Annotated in this window: 13 protein-coding genes; 3 read left to right on the top strand and 10 right to left on the bottom strand. The window is 38.5% G+C overall.

All coding sequences use genetic code 11. From position 1 onward, the window contains the following. Window positions 1–31: 31 nt before the first annotated feature. The gene (gene glgB / locus OMU_RS11025; protein WP_016179995.1) at window positions 32–1930 is read right to left on the bottom strand and encodes a 1,4-alpha-glucan branching protein GlgB; all 1899 of its coding nucleotides are present in this window, start codon (window positions 1928–1930) and stop codon (window positions 32–34) included. Window positions 1931–2351: 421 nt separating this feature from the next. On the opposite strand from glgB, the gene OMU_RS11020 reads away from it, so the two are divergent. Continuing rightward, window positions 2352–2906, top strand: a complete 555-nt coding sequence (locus OMU_RS11020; protein WP_016179993.1) for a DUF2179 domain-containing protein — start codon at window positions 2352–2354, stop codon at window positions 2904–2906. Between the two features lie 57 nt (window positions 2907–2963). Here the strand turns inward: OMU_RS11020 and OMU_RS11015 are convergent, their stop codons facing one another. From OMU_RS11015 to OMU_RS10980, 8 genes are all read right to left on the bottom strand, one after another. After that, window positions 2964–3827 carry an alpha/beta hydrolase gene (locus OMU_RS11015; protein WP_016179992.1) on the bottom strand — a complete coding sequence of 288 codons (864 nt, stop codon included), beginning with the start codon at window positions 3825–3827 and terminating at the stop codon, window positions 2964–2966. Between the two features lie 3 nt (window positions 3828–3830). Further along, entirely contained in the window at window positions 3831–4631 is an 801-nt protein-coding gene (locus tag OMU_RS11010; protein WP_048718580.1) for a DUF1803 domain-containing protein, read from the bottom strand. 142 nt (window positions 4632–4773) lie between these two features. Next, entirely contained in the window at window positions 4774–5703 is a 930-nt protein-coding gene (locus OMU_RS11005; RefSeq protein WP_016179990.1) for a manganese-dependent inorganic pyrophosphatase, read from the bottom strand. Window positions 5704–5833: 130 nt separating this feature from the next. Continuing rightward, window positions 5834–6619, bottom strand: a complete 786-nt coding sequence (gene pflA / locus OMU_RS11000; protein WP_016179989.1) for a pyruvate formate-lyase-activating protein — start codon at window positions 6617–6619, stop codon at window positions 5834–5836. Window positions 6620–6898: 279 nt separating this feature from the next. Beyond that, window positions 6899–9190, bottom strand: coding sequence for a formate C-acetyltransferase (pflB, locus tag OMU_RS10995; protein ID WP_016179988.1), 2292 nt, complete (start codon window positions 9188–9190; stop codon window positions 6899–6901). A gap of 285 nt (window positions 9191–9475) precedes the next feature. Further along, window positions 9476–11923, bottom strand: coding sequence for a DNA topoisomerase IV subunit A (gene parC / locus OMU_RS10990; protein WP_016179987.1), 2448 nt, complete (start codon window positions 11921–11923; stop codon window positions 9476–9478). Window positions 11924–11937: 14 nt separating this feature from the next. After that, window positions 11938–13965 (bottom strand): DNA topoisomerase IV subunit B, encoded by a 2028-nt coding sequence (parE, locus tag OMU_RS10985; RefSeq protein WP_016179986.1) that lies wholly within the window; start codon window positions 13963–13965, stop codon window positions 11938–11940. Window positions 13966–14476: 511 nt separating this feature from the next. Then, on the bottom strand, window positions 14477–14905 hold the full coding sequence (locus OMU_RS10980) for a CoA-binding protein (RefSeq protein WP_016179985.1): 429 nt from the start codon (window positions 14903–14905) through the stop codon (window positions 14477–14479). A gap of 125 nt (window positions 14906–15030) precedes the next feature. Here OMU_RS10980 and plsY point away from each other — a divergent pair, with 125 nt between their 5' ends. Then, window positions 15031–15660, top strand: coding sequence for a glycerol-3-phosphate 1-O-acyltransferase PlsY (gene plsY, locus OMU_RS10975; RefSeq protein WP_016179984.1), 630 nt, complete (start codon window positions 15031–15033; stop codon window positions 15658–15660). After that, window positions 15661–16275: an NUDIX hydrolase N-terminal domain-containing protein gene (locus tag OMU_RS10970; protein ID WP_016179983.1), complete on the top strand. Its 615-nt coding sequence runs from the start codon at window positions 15661–15663 to the stop codon at window positions 16273–16275. 118 nt (window positions 16276–16393) lie between these two features. Here OMU_RS10970 and OMU_RS22875 read toward each other — a convergent pair. Continuing rightward, on the bottom strand, window positions 16394–16565 hold a 172-nt coding region (locus OMU_RS22875; protein ID WP_016179982.1), incomplete at its 5' end, for an ISL3 family transposase.

Raw genomic sequence — 16565 nt, 5'->3', positions numbered from 1 at the left:
GAAGGACTTTCCTTCATCGACCTCCCCTCTATTACTTGCGTGTGTTGACTGACTCTGGCTTTAAAATAATAGCACCTAAAGCTGGGACAGTCGTCTTAATCAACTGACCGTACTCCTTAAATTTGATTGGTTCACTTTGACAATCCTCATTGTGTTTCGTCCAAGTTCCACCAAATTCTTTCATTTCAGTATTCCAAACTTCTTTATATGTTCCCGGATATGGAACGCCAATATGAAATTCGCGACGTTCGATCGGTGTCATATTTAGAACAATAATTAAGAAATCCTTTTTTCTTTTACCCTTACGCATGAAGGTTAAGACTGATTCACTAGTATTGTCTGCATCGATGATCTTGATCGTATCGTATGAGTCCTCTAGCTCCCACAAGGCAGTCTGTTCTTTATAAAAAGTATTCAGCTCAGCGGTAAAATACTGCATCGATTGATTTAAAGCATCCTTCAAGTCAATCCATTCTAGGCCTTCATCAAATTTCCATTCTAAAAATTGTCCCCATTCACTACCCATAAACAATAATTTTTTACCAGGGTGTACCATGAAATAGGTGTACAAGTTTCTCAGCTGCGCAAATTGTTTATAACGGTCACCCCACATTTTGTGCATCAGGCTCTTTTTACCATGTACTACCTCATCATGAGATAGCGGCAAAATGAAATTTTCCTGCATCATGTACATAAACGAAAAAGTGATCAAATTGAAATTGTCTTTACGAAAAATTGGGTCCATCTCATAGAAACGAAGAACATCATTCATCCAGCCCATATTCCATTTAAAATCAAAGCCTAATGAACCCGTTTCAATCATCCCTGTTATTGGTGTTTCAGATGAGCTTTCCTCAGCAATCATCAAAACATTAGGATGTGCCAGTTTGATGACAGCATTCAACTTTTGTAAAAAATAATAGCCTTCAAAATTCCGATTTCCGCCTTCATGATTTGGTGTCCAAGGACCATCATCATAATCTCGATAAATCATACTAGACACTGCATCTACGCGAATACCGTCGATATGAAACATCTCGATCCAAAACATCGCACTTGAAATCAAAAAGCTTTGTACCTGTGGCTTGCCTAAATCAAAATTGATTGAGCCCCAGCGATTGTTTTTCGCCCGATCAGGGTCTGTATATTCAAACTGCGGGGTGCCATCATAATATGGCAACGTATCATCATTAATACAATAGTGACCTGGTACCCAATCGACAAATACACCGATATTATTCAAATGACAAGCTTCAACAAAATCTTGAAACTCTTCCGGTGTGCCATAATACGAACTTAAAGCAAAATAGCCGATCAGTTGATACCCCCATGAGCGCCCTAATGGATGCTCCATTAACGGCATAAACTCAACGTGGGTGTAATTCATTTTAACGAGATAAGGAACAAGCTCTTCTTTCAAATCCGCAAAGCTGTAGGGTGTTCCATCTTCATGGTGTTTCCATGAACTTGCGTGCATTTCATAAATGTTCAACGGGCGTTTAAACGCATTTGAACGTTTATTACGTCCGCGCCATAAGCCATCTTTCCATTTTTTTTCAGGGAAATTGTACAATTCCGCAGCATCTCCAGGTCTTTTTTCAAAACGAACCGCAAAAGGATCAATTTTTAGAATTTCACGACCATCCGCTTGACGAACTTTGAATTTATAAAGCTCCCCTTCATGTGCATCTTCCGTATAAATCTGCCAAATTCCGCTTGTCTCATCTTTTTCCATCACCTGTTCCTGCCAGCCATTAAAATCACCAACTAGAAAAACGGCGAGTGCGTTCGGTGCCCATACTCGGAAAACATAGCCATCTTTCTCTCGGTGAGCGCCAAGTAAGTGTTGCGCATAAAAATTTTCTCCAGACAAAAATGTTCTTTTAGCATCATCCATTTGCTGCATTCCATCTTCTTTTTTATTTTTCATGAGAACCACCTTTTTGAACGAACGGCGTAGCGTCCTTATATTACATTTCAATGTGTAAAGTTTAATAATAAAAACGTCGGGTGTTTTATTATAATAACACGGAGCCCTAATAAATAACGAATAATACGCCTTGCAGGTCGTTCGTTACATTATTAAATCCCTCTAACTAACATTATATTATAATAAGATTTAAAATAGAAGATAAAATTTTCAATTCTTTTAAATAATTCCATTTTTCCCCAATAAATAACAATTATTATTTCTAATATCTGTTTTTTTGACAAATAATAAAGAATTTTTTTTGTCATGACTTCCTTCTATTTGCCTTTTGACAAAATAATCGTTAGGCTAGGTCATATGAAACAAACTAAGTATAATGATGCCAATAAATAAGAACTTTACACATAATGGAGGTTTTATAATGATCGATGTAAAAATGCTAATAATGATATTTTTTATCAATTTTGCTTATGTCACTTTGAATACACTGCGCTTTATGCTAACAATGAAAGGCTACCGTATTTTGGCGCCCTTAATGAGCATGGTTGAGATTACTATTTATATTTTGGGACTTTCAATGGTTTTAGATCGTTTAGACAACCCTATTAATTTACTAACGTATGCGTTAGGATATGCGATTGGGATTAGTGTGGGAATAAAAATTGAAGATAAGTTAGCGCTAGGTTATATCATGGTCACGGTTATTCTCCCGACAAACACGGAGCAAGAAACCAGCTTGCCTCGTATTTTGAGAGAAAATGGGTACGGCGTGACGCAATCTTATGGTGAAGGTTTGGAAGGCGGACGCATGATTTTAGAGATTCTCTCACCACGTAAAACTGAGCGAACACTCTACGCGCTAATTAAAGAGATTGAAGCCCGAGCGTTCATTATCTCCTATGAGCCGAAATACATTTCTGGTGGGTTCTGGACCAAGAAAGTTCGAAAACGACAAAAAAGCAGCCTGAAGCCTTAGAGATTCTTTCTAAAGTTTGGGTTTATGCCTAAACTTTAGAAAGAATCAACCTTAGCCTCAAACTGCTTTCTTCCAAATAAATTCGATTAGTTTCTTTTCTAACTCGGCACTTTTCGTAATCGCTGAGTGTTCACCACTTTTTCCTTTAACAATGAATTCCTGATAACTCTTAGCATGCTCCAGAAATAGCAGCCGAAGTGCGAAAGCACTATGAGTCGAAACAGAGCCATCGCTTTCGGTACCATCTTTTAAATCTCCAGCAACATCAAGGACACGTATCTCTTTGGGCAGTCTTCCCATCGCTTGATCGAAATACTGATAAATTGGTGTTTTACCAATGGGACCCTTTTCTGTTAATTTATAAGCAAAAATTTCTTCTGTATCTTCTGCGATTTCCAAGTCATTAAAGGGGGCTGAAATTGCAACAAAACGCTCTGTTATTGGTGTTCGATCACCGGCATATTCCAATAAATAGCGCAACGAAGAAACACCGCCCATTGAATGACTCACCAAATTAACACGGAAGACCTTTTGTTGATACAGATAACGCATCACCTTATCGATCCATTCACTTTGTGTAATCTCATCTGTCACATCCTTCGCAAACAAAACCATAATTGTTGGGTTATCATTGGTATTTTTTAGTTTGCCTTCGATCGTTAGTTTACCATCACCTTGAACGACAATGGTCATTTCTCGTTTAGCCACGTTTTCTCTTTCTAATCGTCGCAGCAAAGGACCAAAAGAAAAGGAATTTCCTTCATATCCATGGATAAAAACTGTGGGAACGTCAGAATAATGGACTGATTTTTGTTTTACTAGTGTTCCAGGCCCAAAATAGCGAACTTTTGCATAATAAATCCCTGTAAATACGAGTAAAAAGCTGATGATCAGAATAATCCCCTTGATAATTCTTTGCATATTTTATGCCTTCTTCTTCATTAAATACGTAAAACTTTCTTGTTTATCTAATAGTCGCTCTGCCAATTGCCGACTGAAAAAAAATGCTGCGTCATTATCTAGCTCTCGAATCGGATCAACCAAAAAATTCTTATCATAAACTGGAATAGACACATGCCATTCTGGTCGTTCTGCAATGACGCCGCTATCTATCAAGCTTTTTAGGAAAATTGACGTTCGTCGAGGGGCTTTTCCTGCTAATACTCGTTCAAGAATAAGATTGAGCTGATTCGTAAAAAACTCAGGGTTAACATCGCCAATCAGTCCTGCTAAGTTAGGAAACAATGATGGTTCATCACTGTTTCCAAAATAATTGGGCAGTGTTTCTGATAATTCTTGGCGCGAATTGATCGTGACTAGACGAAACTCTGCATTTTCTAAGCAATATCTGGAGGGCATTGGAAAGTCAACAGCTAACATTTTCTCTAATCCATTATTCCAATGTTCCTCACTCAACCAAACCAGTAAATCCTCAGCTGAATACTCTTTATTCGTCTTTTGGATAAAATGCTCGACAAGACCGCTTGTTGGGTAGTCCGTTATAATCGGTAATCCAAGCTCGTAACGACGATCCTGGCGAGAAACAATCCCATGAGCAATTAGAAATTCTAAATCTTTATCTAAATGCTTGTGATCCGGGAATTTTTTCCGAATTTCTCGTAAAATGACTGATTCTCTCAATCCTTTAAAATAGCTCAACAATTCTTGAAATTCAGAACGATTCAGCTTGTTTTGAATATTTTTGTCGTTAGTAAATATTTCCATAATAGCCTTCTTTCTCAACGGAAGAAACAAGTTAAAATCCAATTGGATTTTAACAAATGGATGACTCATTCGCATTATAATCCTAATCAAAAATTTCCACAAAAAAGTGGACTATTGAAAGTCCACTTTTTATAAAACTAAATTATTTTTCGAAAGCCTCTGTTAATTGAGGAACAATTTGTTTCTTACGAGAAACAACTCCCGGCAAGAAGGCACGGTCATTTTCCAGTTTTACCTTGAAGGCTTCCGTAACCATTTCTCTTGGTTCTCCAGCCACTAATAGTTCTGAATCAGAATTTAGAACGTTCGTAACCAGCAATAAGAATAAATCATAGCCGTTTTTAACATTTTCATCTAACATGGCATCGCGCAATGCATCTTGACGAGCGAACACTTCGTCTAGATCAACCGTATTGACTTGAGCAATCCGGACTGTTTTATCAGCCATTGGGAATGACTTCGCATCTAAATCCAATAATTCTGCTTCAGATTTAGTGCTTAAGTTTGTTCCTGCTTTTAATAAATCTAGTCCATAGCTGTTTAAGTCTACACGAGCAATTTCAGCTAACTCATTTGCTGCATCAATATCTTCTTGAGTACATGTAGGAGATTTGAATAATAATGTATCAGAAATGATCGCTGAAAGCATTATACCTGCGATCTTCGCCGGAACTGCGATATTGTTTTCTTTATACAGCTTCAACACAATAGTTGAAGTGCAGCCAACTGGTTCTGCACGATAGTATAGTGGATTAGCCGTTTGGAAGTTTGCGATCCGATGATGATCTACCACAGCTAAAATTGTTAAATCTTCAATATCACTAACGCTTTGTTGGAATTCATTATGATCGACTAGCATAACCTCATTTGTTTCAGCGGCGATTTTTTCCACTACCCGTGGAGCTGTCAAACCAAAGTGTTCCAAAGCAAATTGCGTTTCTTCGTTTGGTGTTCCTAGTGCAACTGCTTCCGCATCAATACCTAGTTCTTTTTGCAAGTTTGCATAAGCAATCGCTGCTCCGATCGCATCTGTATCTGGATTTTGATGTCCAAAAATTAAAACTTTTCCCATAGTTGAATCGCTCCTTTAAATAAGTTCTTCTTTATCATATCAAAAAAAAGCAAAAGAGCAACAACCTGCTGCTTATTTTCATTGGATAATAAAAAAGATCAGAGCCTTTTTTGGTCTGATCTTTTGATTTCTAGTTTTTATGTTTTAAATAGCCTTTATAATCCTCTGTGTGCAACAGTTTCTTCGCGTTTTCCACGCGGTCGTCCGTTGGTGGTTCAATACCTTCTAAAGGATACTTCAGTCCCATTTCTTCCCATTTATATTTACCCATCGTATGATAAGGTAAAATTTCAACTTTATCGACGTTATTTAAACTTTTGATAAAAGTATCTAATCGAATGAGAAACTCGTCGTAATCACTTCTAAACGGGACAAGTACGTGACGAATCCAAACGGGCTTATTAATATCTGAAAGGTATTTCGCCATCTCTAGGATATTGTCATTGTTATGACCAGTCAATTCCTTATGTTTTTGATTATCAATTTGTTTGATATCAAACAAAATCAAATCTGTATATTGCATTAATTCTTCAAACTTAGAGAAAAACGGTTCCTCAAAAGTAAAGGGTTTCCCACAGCTATCTAAAGTCGTATTAATCCCCATTGCTTTCGCTTTTTTAAACAGATCAATCAAAAAATCAATTTGTAGCAATGGTTCTCCGCCGCTCACAGTGATTCCGCCTTTTTTTCCCCAGTAACTGCGATAGTTCAAGGCTTCTTTTAATAAATCATCCGCTGTTCGTTTCTTGGCTTTCGGATCATTGATTTTCCATGTATCTGGATTATGACAAAATTGACAACGCATCCGACAGCCTTGCATAAAGACGATAAAACGCACACCAGGTCCGTCAACTGATCCAAAACTTTCGATTGAATGGATATTTCCGACAATAGGTTGTTCAGCCACAGTAGACATAAACAGTCCCCCTCTAATCTATGTAATTTTTTTTAGTGTTGATTTTCACTATTCAAAGTCTTCTATATACTGAAGATGCCTGTGGAATACACAGTTAACTTCTAGTTAAGTTATTTGATATGGTTGCCGCAACATTTAATCTTTAGTCACGCACATAGGATGCCTCTGACGCATTAGAAACGCGAAGAGTAACCCTTAGCTCCTTCATATTAAAAAGTAAGGCGAATAGACTTTCCGTCCATCCGCCCTTACTATACATTCAATTGTTGAAATCAGCAATTACATTTTTGCGTGGAATGTACGGCTGATGACATCTTCTTGTTGTTCGCGAGTCAAATCAATGAATTTAACAGCATAACCAGAAACGCGAATCGTGAAGTTCGCATATTCTTCTTTTTCTGGATGTTCCATTGCATCAATTAATTTTTCTTTGCCGAACACATTTACGTTTAAGTGATGTGCCCCTTGATCGAAGTACCCATCTAAAACGTTTGTTAAGTTTTCAACACGTTCATCTTCATCATGACCTAATGCATCTGGGTTGATACTTTGTGTATTTGAAATACCATCCAATGCATATTCGTAAGGTAATTTTGTCAATGAGTTCAATGATGCTAGTAGCCCGTTTTGTTCCGCACCGTAAGATGGATTTGCTCCTGGAGCCAACGGTTCGCCGGCTTTACGTCCATCAGGCATTGTACCAGTTGCTTTACCATAAACAACGTTTGAAGTAATTGTTAAAATTGACGTTGTTGGTTCTGAATTACGATAAGTATGGTAATGTTCTAATTTTTCCATAAATGTTTTCAATACCCAAACAGCTAAATCATCCGCACGAGCGTCGTCATTACCATATTTAGGGAATTCGCCATCAATCTTGAAGTCAGTAACAATACCGTCTTCGTCACGAATTGGAAATACTTTTGCGTATTTGATAGCAGCTAATGAATCCACAACATGTGAGAATCCAGCGATACCTGTTGCAAATGTACGCTTCAAGTTTGTATCCATCAAAGCTAATTCAGCAGCTTCATAGTAATATTTGTCGTGCATGTAGTGAATCGCATTCAATGTATTAACATACATTCCAGCTAACCATTCTAGTACTTCATCGTATTTAGCCATTACTTCATCAAAGTCTAATGCATCGTCAGATTCGATTGGACGGAAGTCAGGTCCGACTTGTGCTTTAGATTTTTCATCAACGCCACCGTTGATCGCGTACAATAAAGCTTTCGCCAAGTTCGCACGAGCACCGAAGAATTGCATTTCTTTTCCTGTCTGTGTAGCTGATACACAGCAGCAGATTGCATAATCATCTAACCATACAGGACGCATTACATCGTCATTTTCGTATTGGATTGATGAAGTATCGATTGAAATTTTGGCTGCATAGTCTTTAAATCCTTCTGGTAAACGAGAAGAGTACAAGACAGTCAAGTTTGGCTCTGGTGATGGTCCCATGTTTTCCAATGTATGCAAGAAACGGAAGTCATTCTTAGTTACTAAAGTACGTCCATCCATACCCATACCAGCGATTGATAGGGTTGCCCAAACAGGATCGCCTGAGAACAATTCGTTGTATGAAGGAATACGCGCGAATTTCACCATACGTAATTTCATTACCAAGTGGTCAATCAATTCTTGTGCTTTTTCTTCTGTAAGAATCCCTTTATTGATGTCACGTTGGATGTAGATATCTAAGAACGTAGAGACACGTCCGATAGACATAGCCGCACCGTTTTGTTCTTTAATTGCTGCTAAGTAGCCGAAGTATGTCCATTGAACAGCTTCTTTCGCATTTTCTGCTGGACGAGAAATATCGAATCCATATGCAGCAGCCATTTCTTTAATACGTTTCAGTGCCTTGTATTGATCGCTAATTTCTTCACGAAGACGAATATCTTCTTCAGTAAATTGACCATGACCACAATTCGCATGGTCTTTCAATTTTTCTTGCATTAAGTAATCGATACCGTATAAAGCCACTCGACGGTAGTCACCAACAATTCGTCCACGACCATAAGTATCAGGAAGTCCAGTAATAATCTTAGCACGACGTGCCGCACGAATTTCTGGTGTGTAAACATCGAATACCGCTTGATTGTGTGTTTTGTGGTAATCGTTAAAAATTTCAGTGTATTTAGGATTTGGAGTATAGCCATATCTTTCAAGTGATTCTTCAGCCATGCGAATACCACCATAAGGCATGAATGCACGTTTCAGAGGTTTGTCTGTTTGAATACCAACAATTGCTTCTTCGTCCTTCAAAATTTCATCGATATAACCAGCACCATAAGCATTGGCTGCAGATACGACATCTGCTTCCATGTCTAATACGCCGCCATTCTCACGTTCTTGTTTTTGAAGTTCTTGTAATTTGCCCCATAGTTGGTTGGTAGCTTCCGTTGGCTCAGCTAAGAAATCGGCAGCGCCTTCATAAGGTGTATAGTTCGTTTGGATAAAATCGCGAACGTTGATTTCGCTTTTCCATAAACGACCGTTAAACCCTTCCCAAGCAGTTTTTTCAGTGTTTTTCATTTGATCTAGTTCATTTGTTGCAGTTCCCATTTCAAAAGGACCTCCTTAGAATATAAAAACTTTATTGCTACAGCTTTACGAACAAAGTATAACACATAAATTCTTTTATGCAAGCCTTTCCTTGTGAAAGATTAATTAGAAGTTAAAAATATTTTGTAATCGTTAGCAACCCTTTGAAATTAAAGCATTTATCGGGATTAATTTAATTAAAACAATTTCTCATCATCGTCTTATTTACATGAAATTGTGAACAAAAAAACGGGCATCTGTATTAAAACAGATACCCAACTGTAATATAATTATATAATACAGAAACTATTCTTCGTCGAGTTCCTGCAACTGCATAACAGAGAAAAGTTCTCCTTCTTGTTTCTCATCAATCGCAAAAGTTCCATTAGAAATTCGATCACTAATCGCAACTTTAGATATCTCGATTTCCTTTTCAATACCTTTTGTCGTTGTTAAAGTAAGCTTTCCTTCTGTTTCAGCTGTCATATAAGCCAAGCGATGTGGATTTTTCTTCAACTCACGGAAAATCATCAATCCGCGTTTCGCCCGACCAAGTTGCGGTAATTCTTGAGCGAGCATACGTTTAGCTGCCCCGCGTTGGCTCAACAATAAGATGGGTGAATCTCCATCTGACGGAACTAACGCACCTGCTACTACGTAATCCCCGTCTTTTAGATTAATCGCCTTAACACCTGCGGCTTTTGAACCAACTACTGGTACTTCTTCTAGTGGATAGCGTAATCCAAAGGCACGATGTGAGGCAATGAAGACATCGACATTGCGAGTCTCATTCGTTAAGAAGACTGAGACAATTTCGTCTGTATCATTTTTTAGCTTCATCGCCGTTGTAGGTCGGCTTCGATACGTACGCCATGGCGAAAACTCAGTCATTCGTGTTTGCTTGATCATCCCTTCTTTACTCATGAAGATGAAGAGTTTGTTCGCGTCAATTTCCTTGTATGGGAAGGCCGCAATGATTTCTTCACTCATAGAGAGATTGGTTATCGTCTGTGATATATGCTCTCCGACATCTTTCCATTTCAGCTCTGTAATTTCGTGAACTGGTCGATAAATCATGTTTCCATGATTTGTTAAAATCAACAGGTGATCCAAAGTGTTCAGCTTATTAATAAAAATAATCGAATCGCCATCTTTCATCCCATGTTCATCTGGGCGCGATGCATTATACGAACGTAAACTGCTGCGTTTCAAATAACCCTCTTTGGTTAATGTTACGATTACATCTTCTTGTGCGATTAATACTTCTGTTTCGATTTTGATTTCACTGATTTCATCTTCAATTGTTGTTAAGCGTTCATTGCCATAATTTTTTTTGATTTGACGCAATTCTTGCTTTAAAACCTTGTGTAGTTCTTTTTCGCTATTAAGGATTAAATGCAGCTCTTTGATTTCAGCCGCTAATTCATCCGCTTCACTTTCTAATTGAGTAATATCAGTATTGGTTAAACGATACAATTGCAACGTTACAATTGCCTCGGCTTGTTCTTCACTAAAATCAAACCGTTCAACTAAATTATGTTTCGCATCCTTTTTATCTTTACTTCCGCGAATCGTCGTAATCACTTCATCAAGGATTGATAATGCCTTAATCAAGCCTTCAACAATATGTTGACGTTTTTGTGCCTTCGCCAGCTCATATTGGCTCCGTTTAGTGATCACGTCTTTGCGGTGAAGGATGTAGCTTTCCAAAATGTGTTTCAATCCAACCTGTTGCGGAGTCATGTTATCAATGGCTACCATGTTGAAGTTGTAATTGATCTGTAAATCCGTATTTTTGAATAAGTAATTCAAGATTCCTTCTGCATTGGCATCTTTTTTCAATTCGACGACTACTTGTAATCCCGTACGGTCAGACTCATCACGAACTTCAGCGATGCCATCAATTTTTTTACTCAAACGGATCTCGTCCATTTTCTTCACCAAAACGGCTTTATTAACTTCATACGGAATCTCATGAATAACGATCTGCTGCTTGCCGCCTTTTAGTGGTTCGATCGAGGTTTTGGAACGAAGAATCACTTTCCCCTTACCAGTCTCATAAGCCTTTTTGATTTCTGCTTTACCTTGTAAAATACCACCTGTTGGAAAATCGGGTCCCGGAATGTACTCCATGATTTTTTCTAACGAAGCATTCGGGTGATCAATCAGATAAATCGTGCCATCGATTACTTCCGTTAAATTATGAGTTGGAATTTCAGTAGCATATCCCGCCGAAATCCCTGTTGAACCGTTAACTAGCAGATTAGGATAAGCAGCTGGCAGAACAGTCGGTTCCTTTTCGGTATCATCAAAATTCCAAACTAAATCAACAGTGTCCTTTTCGATATCTTTCAACATCTCACCGCTTAGTTGAGACAAACGTGCTTCGGTATAACGCATCGCAGCTGGCGGATCACCATCCATTGAGCCGTTGTTTCCGTGCATCTCGATCAGCACTTGACGAAGCTTCCAATCTTGACTCATCCGTACCATTGCTTCATAGATCGAGCTGTCACCGTGAGGGTGATAATTCCCCATAATGTTTCCGACGGATTTCGCTGATTTTCTAAAACCCTTGTCATACGTGTTTCCGTCTTTGTTCATAGCGTATAAAATGCGACGTTGAACCGGCTTCAGACCATCGCGAATATCTGGCAACGCTCTTTCTTGAATAATATATTTTGAATAGCGGCCAAAACGGTCACCCATCACTTCTTCTAGTGTTAGTTCTTGAATTGAATGCTTAGATTCCATCTATTGACCACCTCCTACTCATCAAACAAACTGATCATTTTAACACCATCAGTTGTTTCTTCCATTTCATTTTGTTCAGCTACAGGCACAGTAGTCGCTTCTTCTTTGTTATCCAGCAAACTCCCGTCTTCTTCCAAGGTGAATTGAACGTGACTCTCAATCCATTTACGTCTCGGTTCCACTTTATCCCCCATCAAAGTCGTTACACGACGCTCTGCTTGAGCAGCGTCATCAATGCGCACTCGAACAAGCGTCCTGTACTCAGGATCCATGGTTGTTTCCCATAACTGTTCCGCATTCATTTCCCCGAGACCTTTGTAACGCTGTAACATATAACCTTTACCAACTTTTTTGATCACTTCTTGTAATTCATCATCTGTCCAAGCGTATTCAATCACTTGTTTCCGTCCAGCGCCTTTTGAAACTTTATACAAAGGTGGCAAAGCAATATAGACTTTTCCCGCTTCAATCAATGGCTTCATATATCGATAGAAGAATGTTAATAACAAGACTTGAATGTGTGCACCGTCCGTGTCAGCATCGGTCATAATGATGACTTTGTCGTAGTTACAATCCTCAATTGAAAACTCTGGTCCAACACCTGATCCAATAGTGTAAATCATGGTATTGATTTCTTCGTTTTTCAAAATATCTTGCATCTTAGCTTTTTCCGTATTGATTACTTTCCCGCGCAAAGGTAAGATTGCTTGAAATTTTCGGTCACGGCCTTGTTTGGCTGAGCCACCGGCAGAATCTCCTTCGACTAAGAACAACTCATTTTTCGCAGCATTTTTAGATTGTGCAGGTGTTAGTTTCCCAGAAAGTAGAGATTCCCCTTTTTTACGTTTCTTACCGTTCCGGCTTTCTTCACGGGCCTTCCGCGCTGCTTCTCTTGCTTCACGAGCCTTTATCGCTTTTCGAACCAGCATCTGACTGTTTTCGCTGTTTTCTTGTAAATAAAAGCCCATTTGTTCGCCGATGACATTATCTACAGCTCCACGAGCAGCTGGTGTTCCTAATTTTTCTTTAGTTTGACCTTCAAATTGCAGCAAGTTTTCTGGAATCCGAACGGATAACACCGCAGATAGACCTTCACGGAAATCAGAACCTTCTAAGTTCTTGTCCTTTTCCTTCAGCAAGCCGGCTTTTCGCGCGTATTCATTGAAAGCTTTTGTCATTGAAGTTTTCATACCTGATTCATGTGTACCGCCGTCTTTTGTCCGGACGTTGTTAACAAACGAGAGTAAGTTTTCAGAATAGCCATCATTGTACTGATATGAGAATTCGACTTCGATCCCTTCACGATCCCCTGAAAAATACACGACAGGAGTCAATGTATCCTTGTCTTCATTCAAATACTCAACAAATTCTTTGATTCCTTCTTCAAAATGAAAAACTTCTGAAACTTTCTCTTCACCACGTAGATCCATTAAAGTGATTTTAACCCCTCGCAGTAAGAAAGCTGATTCTCTTAATCGCTCTGACAAAGTTTCATAAGAAAAATTCAACGTTGAAAAAATTTGTGCATCTGGAAGAAAATGGACGGTTGTACCGTTAGGTTTACGTGTTTTCCCAATTTTTTCTAACGTTCCTTGAGGTTTACCCCCATCTTTGAACTCTTCGCGGTATTCTACACCATCGCGAACAATTGTAACGTTTAACCATTCTGAAAGAGCGTTTACGACACTAGCCCCTACACCATGTAGTCCTCCAGAAGTTTTATAACCGCCTTGACCGAATTTTCCTCCGGCGTGAAGAATCGTAAAGATTACTTCAACAGTAGGAATTCCTGAAGCGTGCATTCCAACAGGCATACCGCGACCTTTGTCGCTTACCTCAACACTATTATCTGGATGAAGGGTTACTTCTATTTCATTTCCGTAGCCAGATAAGGCTTCATCGACCGCATTATCGACGATCTCATAGACCAAGTGATGCAATCCACGACTGTCTGTTGAGCCAATGTACATCCCTGGTCGTTTTCTAACCGCTTCTAATCCCTCAAGTACCTGGATCGAAGCGTCATTGTATTCGTTGTTCATCTTAGCCAATCCTACAGCTCCTTATTTGTTTTGATGTATTAATTTTTCAAGAAAAATTAGTTTGATTCAAATGCCGCATATCATTCAACTAAAATACTTGTACATCAATCTAACCGATCTTGTTAAGTATTTTTCTGATGAAACATCCTGCGAAAAGTTGAACTGACATCCTTATTTGTTTTAATGTATTAATTTTCCAAGAAAAATTAATCTGATTCGAATGGCGTCTATCATTCAACTAAAGTACGCACTTTCTATTATTGCTATGGCAAGAAGAATTGGCAAAGTTGAAATGATATCCTTACTCCAATTGCGTAATCATTTTCCGATGAAGTTTTTTGTTCGTACCATATACTCTATCTCCTCCAGCGCGTAGATCATTGAACCATAGCTGAATTGATATCTCTATATCTTAAGTACATCATTTGTATGATACGCTAAAAAAGCTCAAAAAAAAAGCCTCTCCTGTTTCTGAAAAGGCATTTTATGCTTTTTTTTTAAGAAAATCAACTCAATCATTAGATTTTTTGTTCAATTCAATCTTCACACAACGATCCATCACAATGTCGTTGCGTCCTTGTGCCTGCAGCATTTCTGCTGCTTCTTCACTGCATAAGCCAAGCTGTGCCCAAAAAACTTTTGCATCGGTTTTTAAAAAATCTTCTGCAACTGCTGGCAAAAATTCGCTACGTCTAAAGATATCCACGATATCAATCGTTTCTGGAACAGCCGATAAATTTTCAACGACTGGAATATCGTTCACCTTTTGTCCAGCTAACTTTGGATTAACACCATACAGCTTGTAGCCGTAATTTTTTAGTACGTCAGCAATTTGATAGCTTGTCTTATCAGGATTATCACTTAAACCCACTACAGCAATAACCTTTGCTTCGTCCAAATACTGAAAAATTTTTTCTTGATTAGGATTTTTAAAACTCATTTGATTTTCCTCGCTCAATTTGATTTTTAACTATTCACACTATTTAGTATAGCACGGGATTAAGATTTGTTCACTCTTTTGAAATCTGCTAAAATAGCCTTACTAATAGAGAAATGAGGATTCATATGAAAACCGCCATAATTTTTGTCCTAGCTTATCTTTTAGGCTCAATTCCTTCCGGCATCTGGATTGGAAAATTTTTCTTCAAAAAAGACATACGTGAGTTTGGTAGTCATAGTTCTGGGACTACTAATACCTTTCGAGTGTTAGGAAAGCCAGCTGGGTTTGTCGTCTTTGCGATGGATTTATTAAAGGGCTCACTCGCAACACTTCTTCCCACTCTTTTTCATGTGGATATCAATCCCTTATGGTTTGGTTTGGTAGCTGTAGTTGGACATACTTTACCAATTTTTGCTGGATTTAAAGGCGGAAAAGCCGTAGCAACTAGTGCTGGGATGCTACTAGCCTTCGCGCCCTTATTCTTTTTCTATTCATTGACTTTCTTTTTAATCGTCCTTTATATTACAAGTATGGTTAGTGCCGCCAGCATTGCCTCCGCAATTTTTGTCACACTCTCATCGATCATATTGCCATTTATTTGGCCGACAATTTTACCGACATTTAATCTTTTGCTAACCGTCATTTGTTTTGCCTTGACCTGCTATATTGTTTATCGCCACAGAGAAAATATTCAACGAATCAAGGCTGGAAATGAAAATCGTGTATCCTTCGGCTTGAACAAGAAGGTGAAATAAATGGAGGAACAACTTTTAGATTGGGCAATTGAATTGCAGGCCCTTGCTCAAGCTGGCCTAACCTATACACATGATCCCTTTGATCAAGAGCGATTTGAACGGATTCGAACCATCGCCACGGAGATGCTGTCTGTACACTCTCCGATCCCTGTTCCAAAATTAAGGCAACTCTTCGCTGAAGAAGTAGGCTATCCAACACCTAAGTTGGATACAAGAGCAGCAATTTTCAAAGATAATTGCATTTTATTAGTGCAGGAAAATGATGGGCTTTGGTCCTTACCAGGCGGATGGGTTGATATTAACCAATCGATCAAAGAAAATACCGTTAAGGAAACTATAGAAGAAACAGGCCTGACAGTGGAACCATTAAAAATCATTGCTGTTCAAGATCGAAACAAGCACAATCTTCCTCGTTATGCCTATGGTGTCTGTAAGATTTTCGTTGAATGCCAATTGATCAGTGGAGACTTCGTTAAGAATATCGAAACGCTTCAAATTGATTGGTTTTCTGCGGATAACTTACCGCCTTTAGCAAAAGCAAAGAATAGTCAAGAACAAATCAAACTATGCTTTGATGCTCACAAAGCAAATGATTGGCATGTGCCATTTGATTAACCATAATTTCAGTATAAAAAAATCGAGAAATACTGGCTCTAAGTCAAATCGTGTTGTTTTCATTAAATCACTGAAAGGAAATGCTTCGGCGTTTCCTTTTTTCTTTTTGTTTTTTTGCTCAAATAATGTCGCAAAGATTCTGTTGAATCAGAATTCGCATACGAAGGTGGCGAAAGGTTCTAAAACCGAATGCCACTCTCTTAATCACTTTAATCAAGTTATTCTTCCCTTCAAGTTTTCCGTTCGAATAGGGGTATTTTAACGCATTGATAATCGCTTGTTTGTGTTTG

Origin of the sequence: Enterococcus avium ATCC 14025 (assembly GCF_000406965.1) — a bacterium.
Classification (GTDB): Bacteria; Bacillota; Bacilli; order Lactobacillales; family Enterococcaceae; genus Enterococcus_A; species Enterococcus_A avium.
The sequence above is the reverse complement of the archived record's forward strand: the minus strand, read 5'-3'. Positions and strand labels throughout refer to the sequence as shown.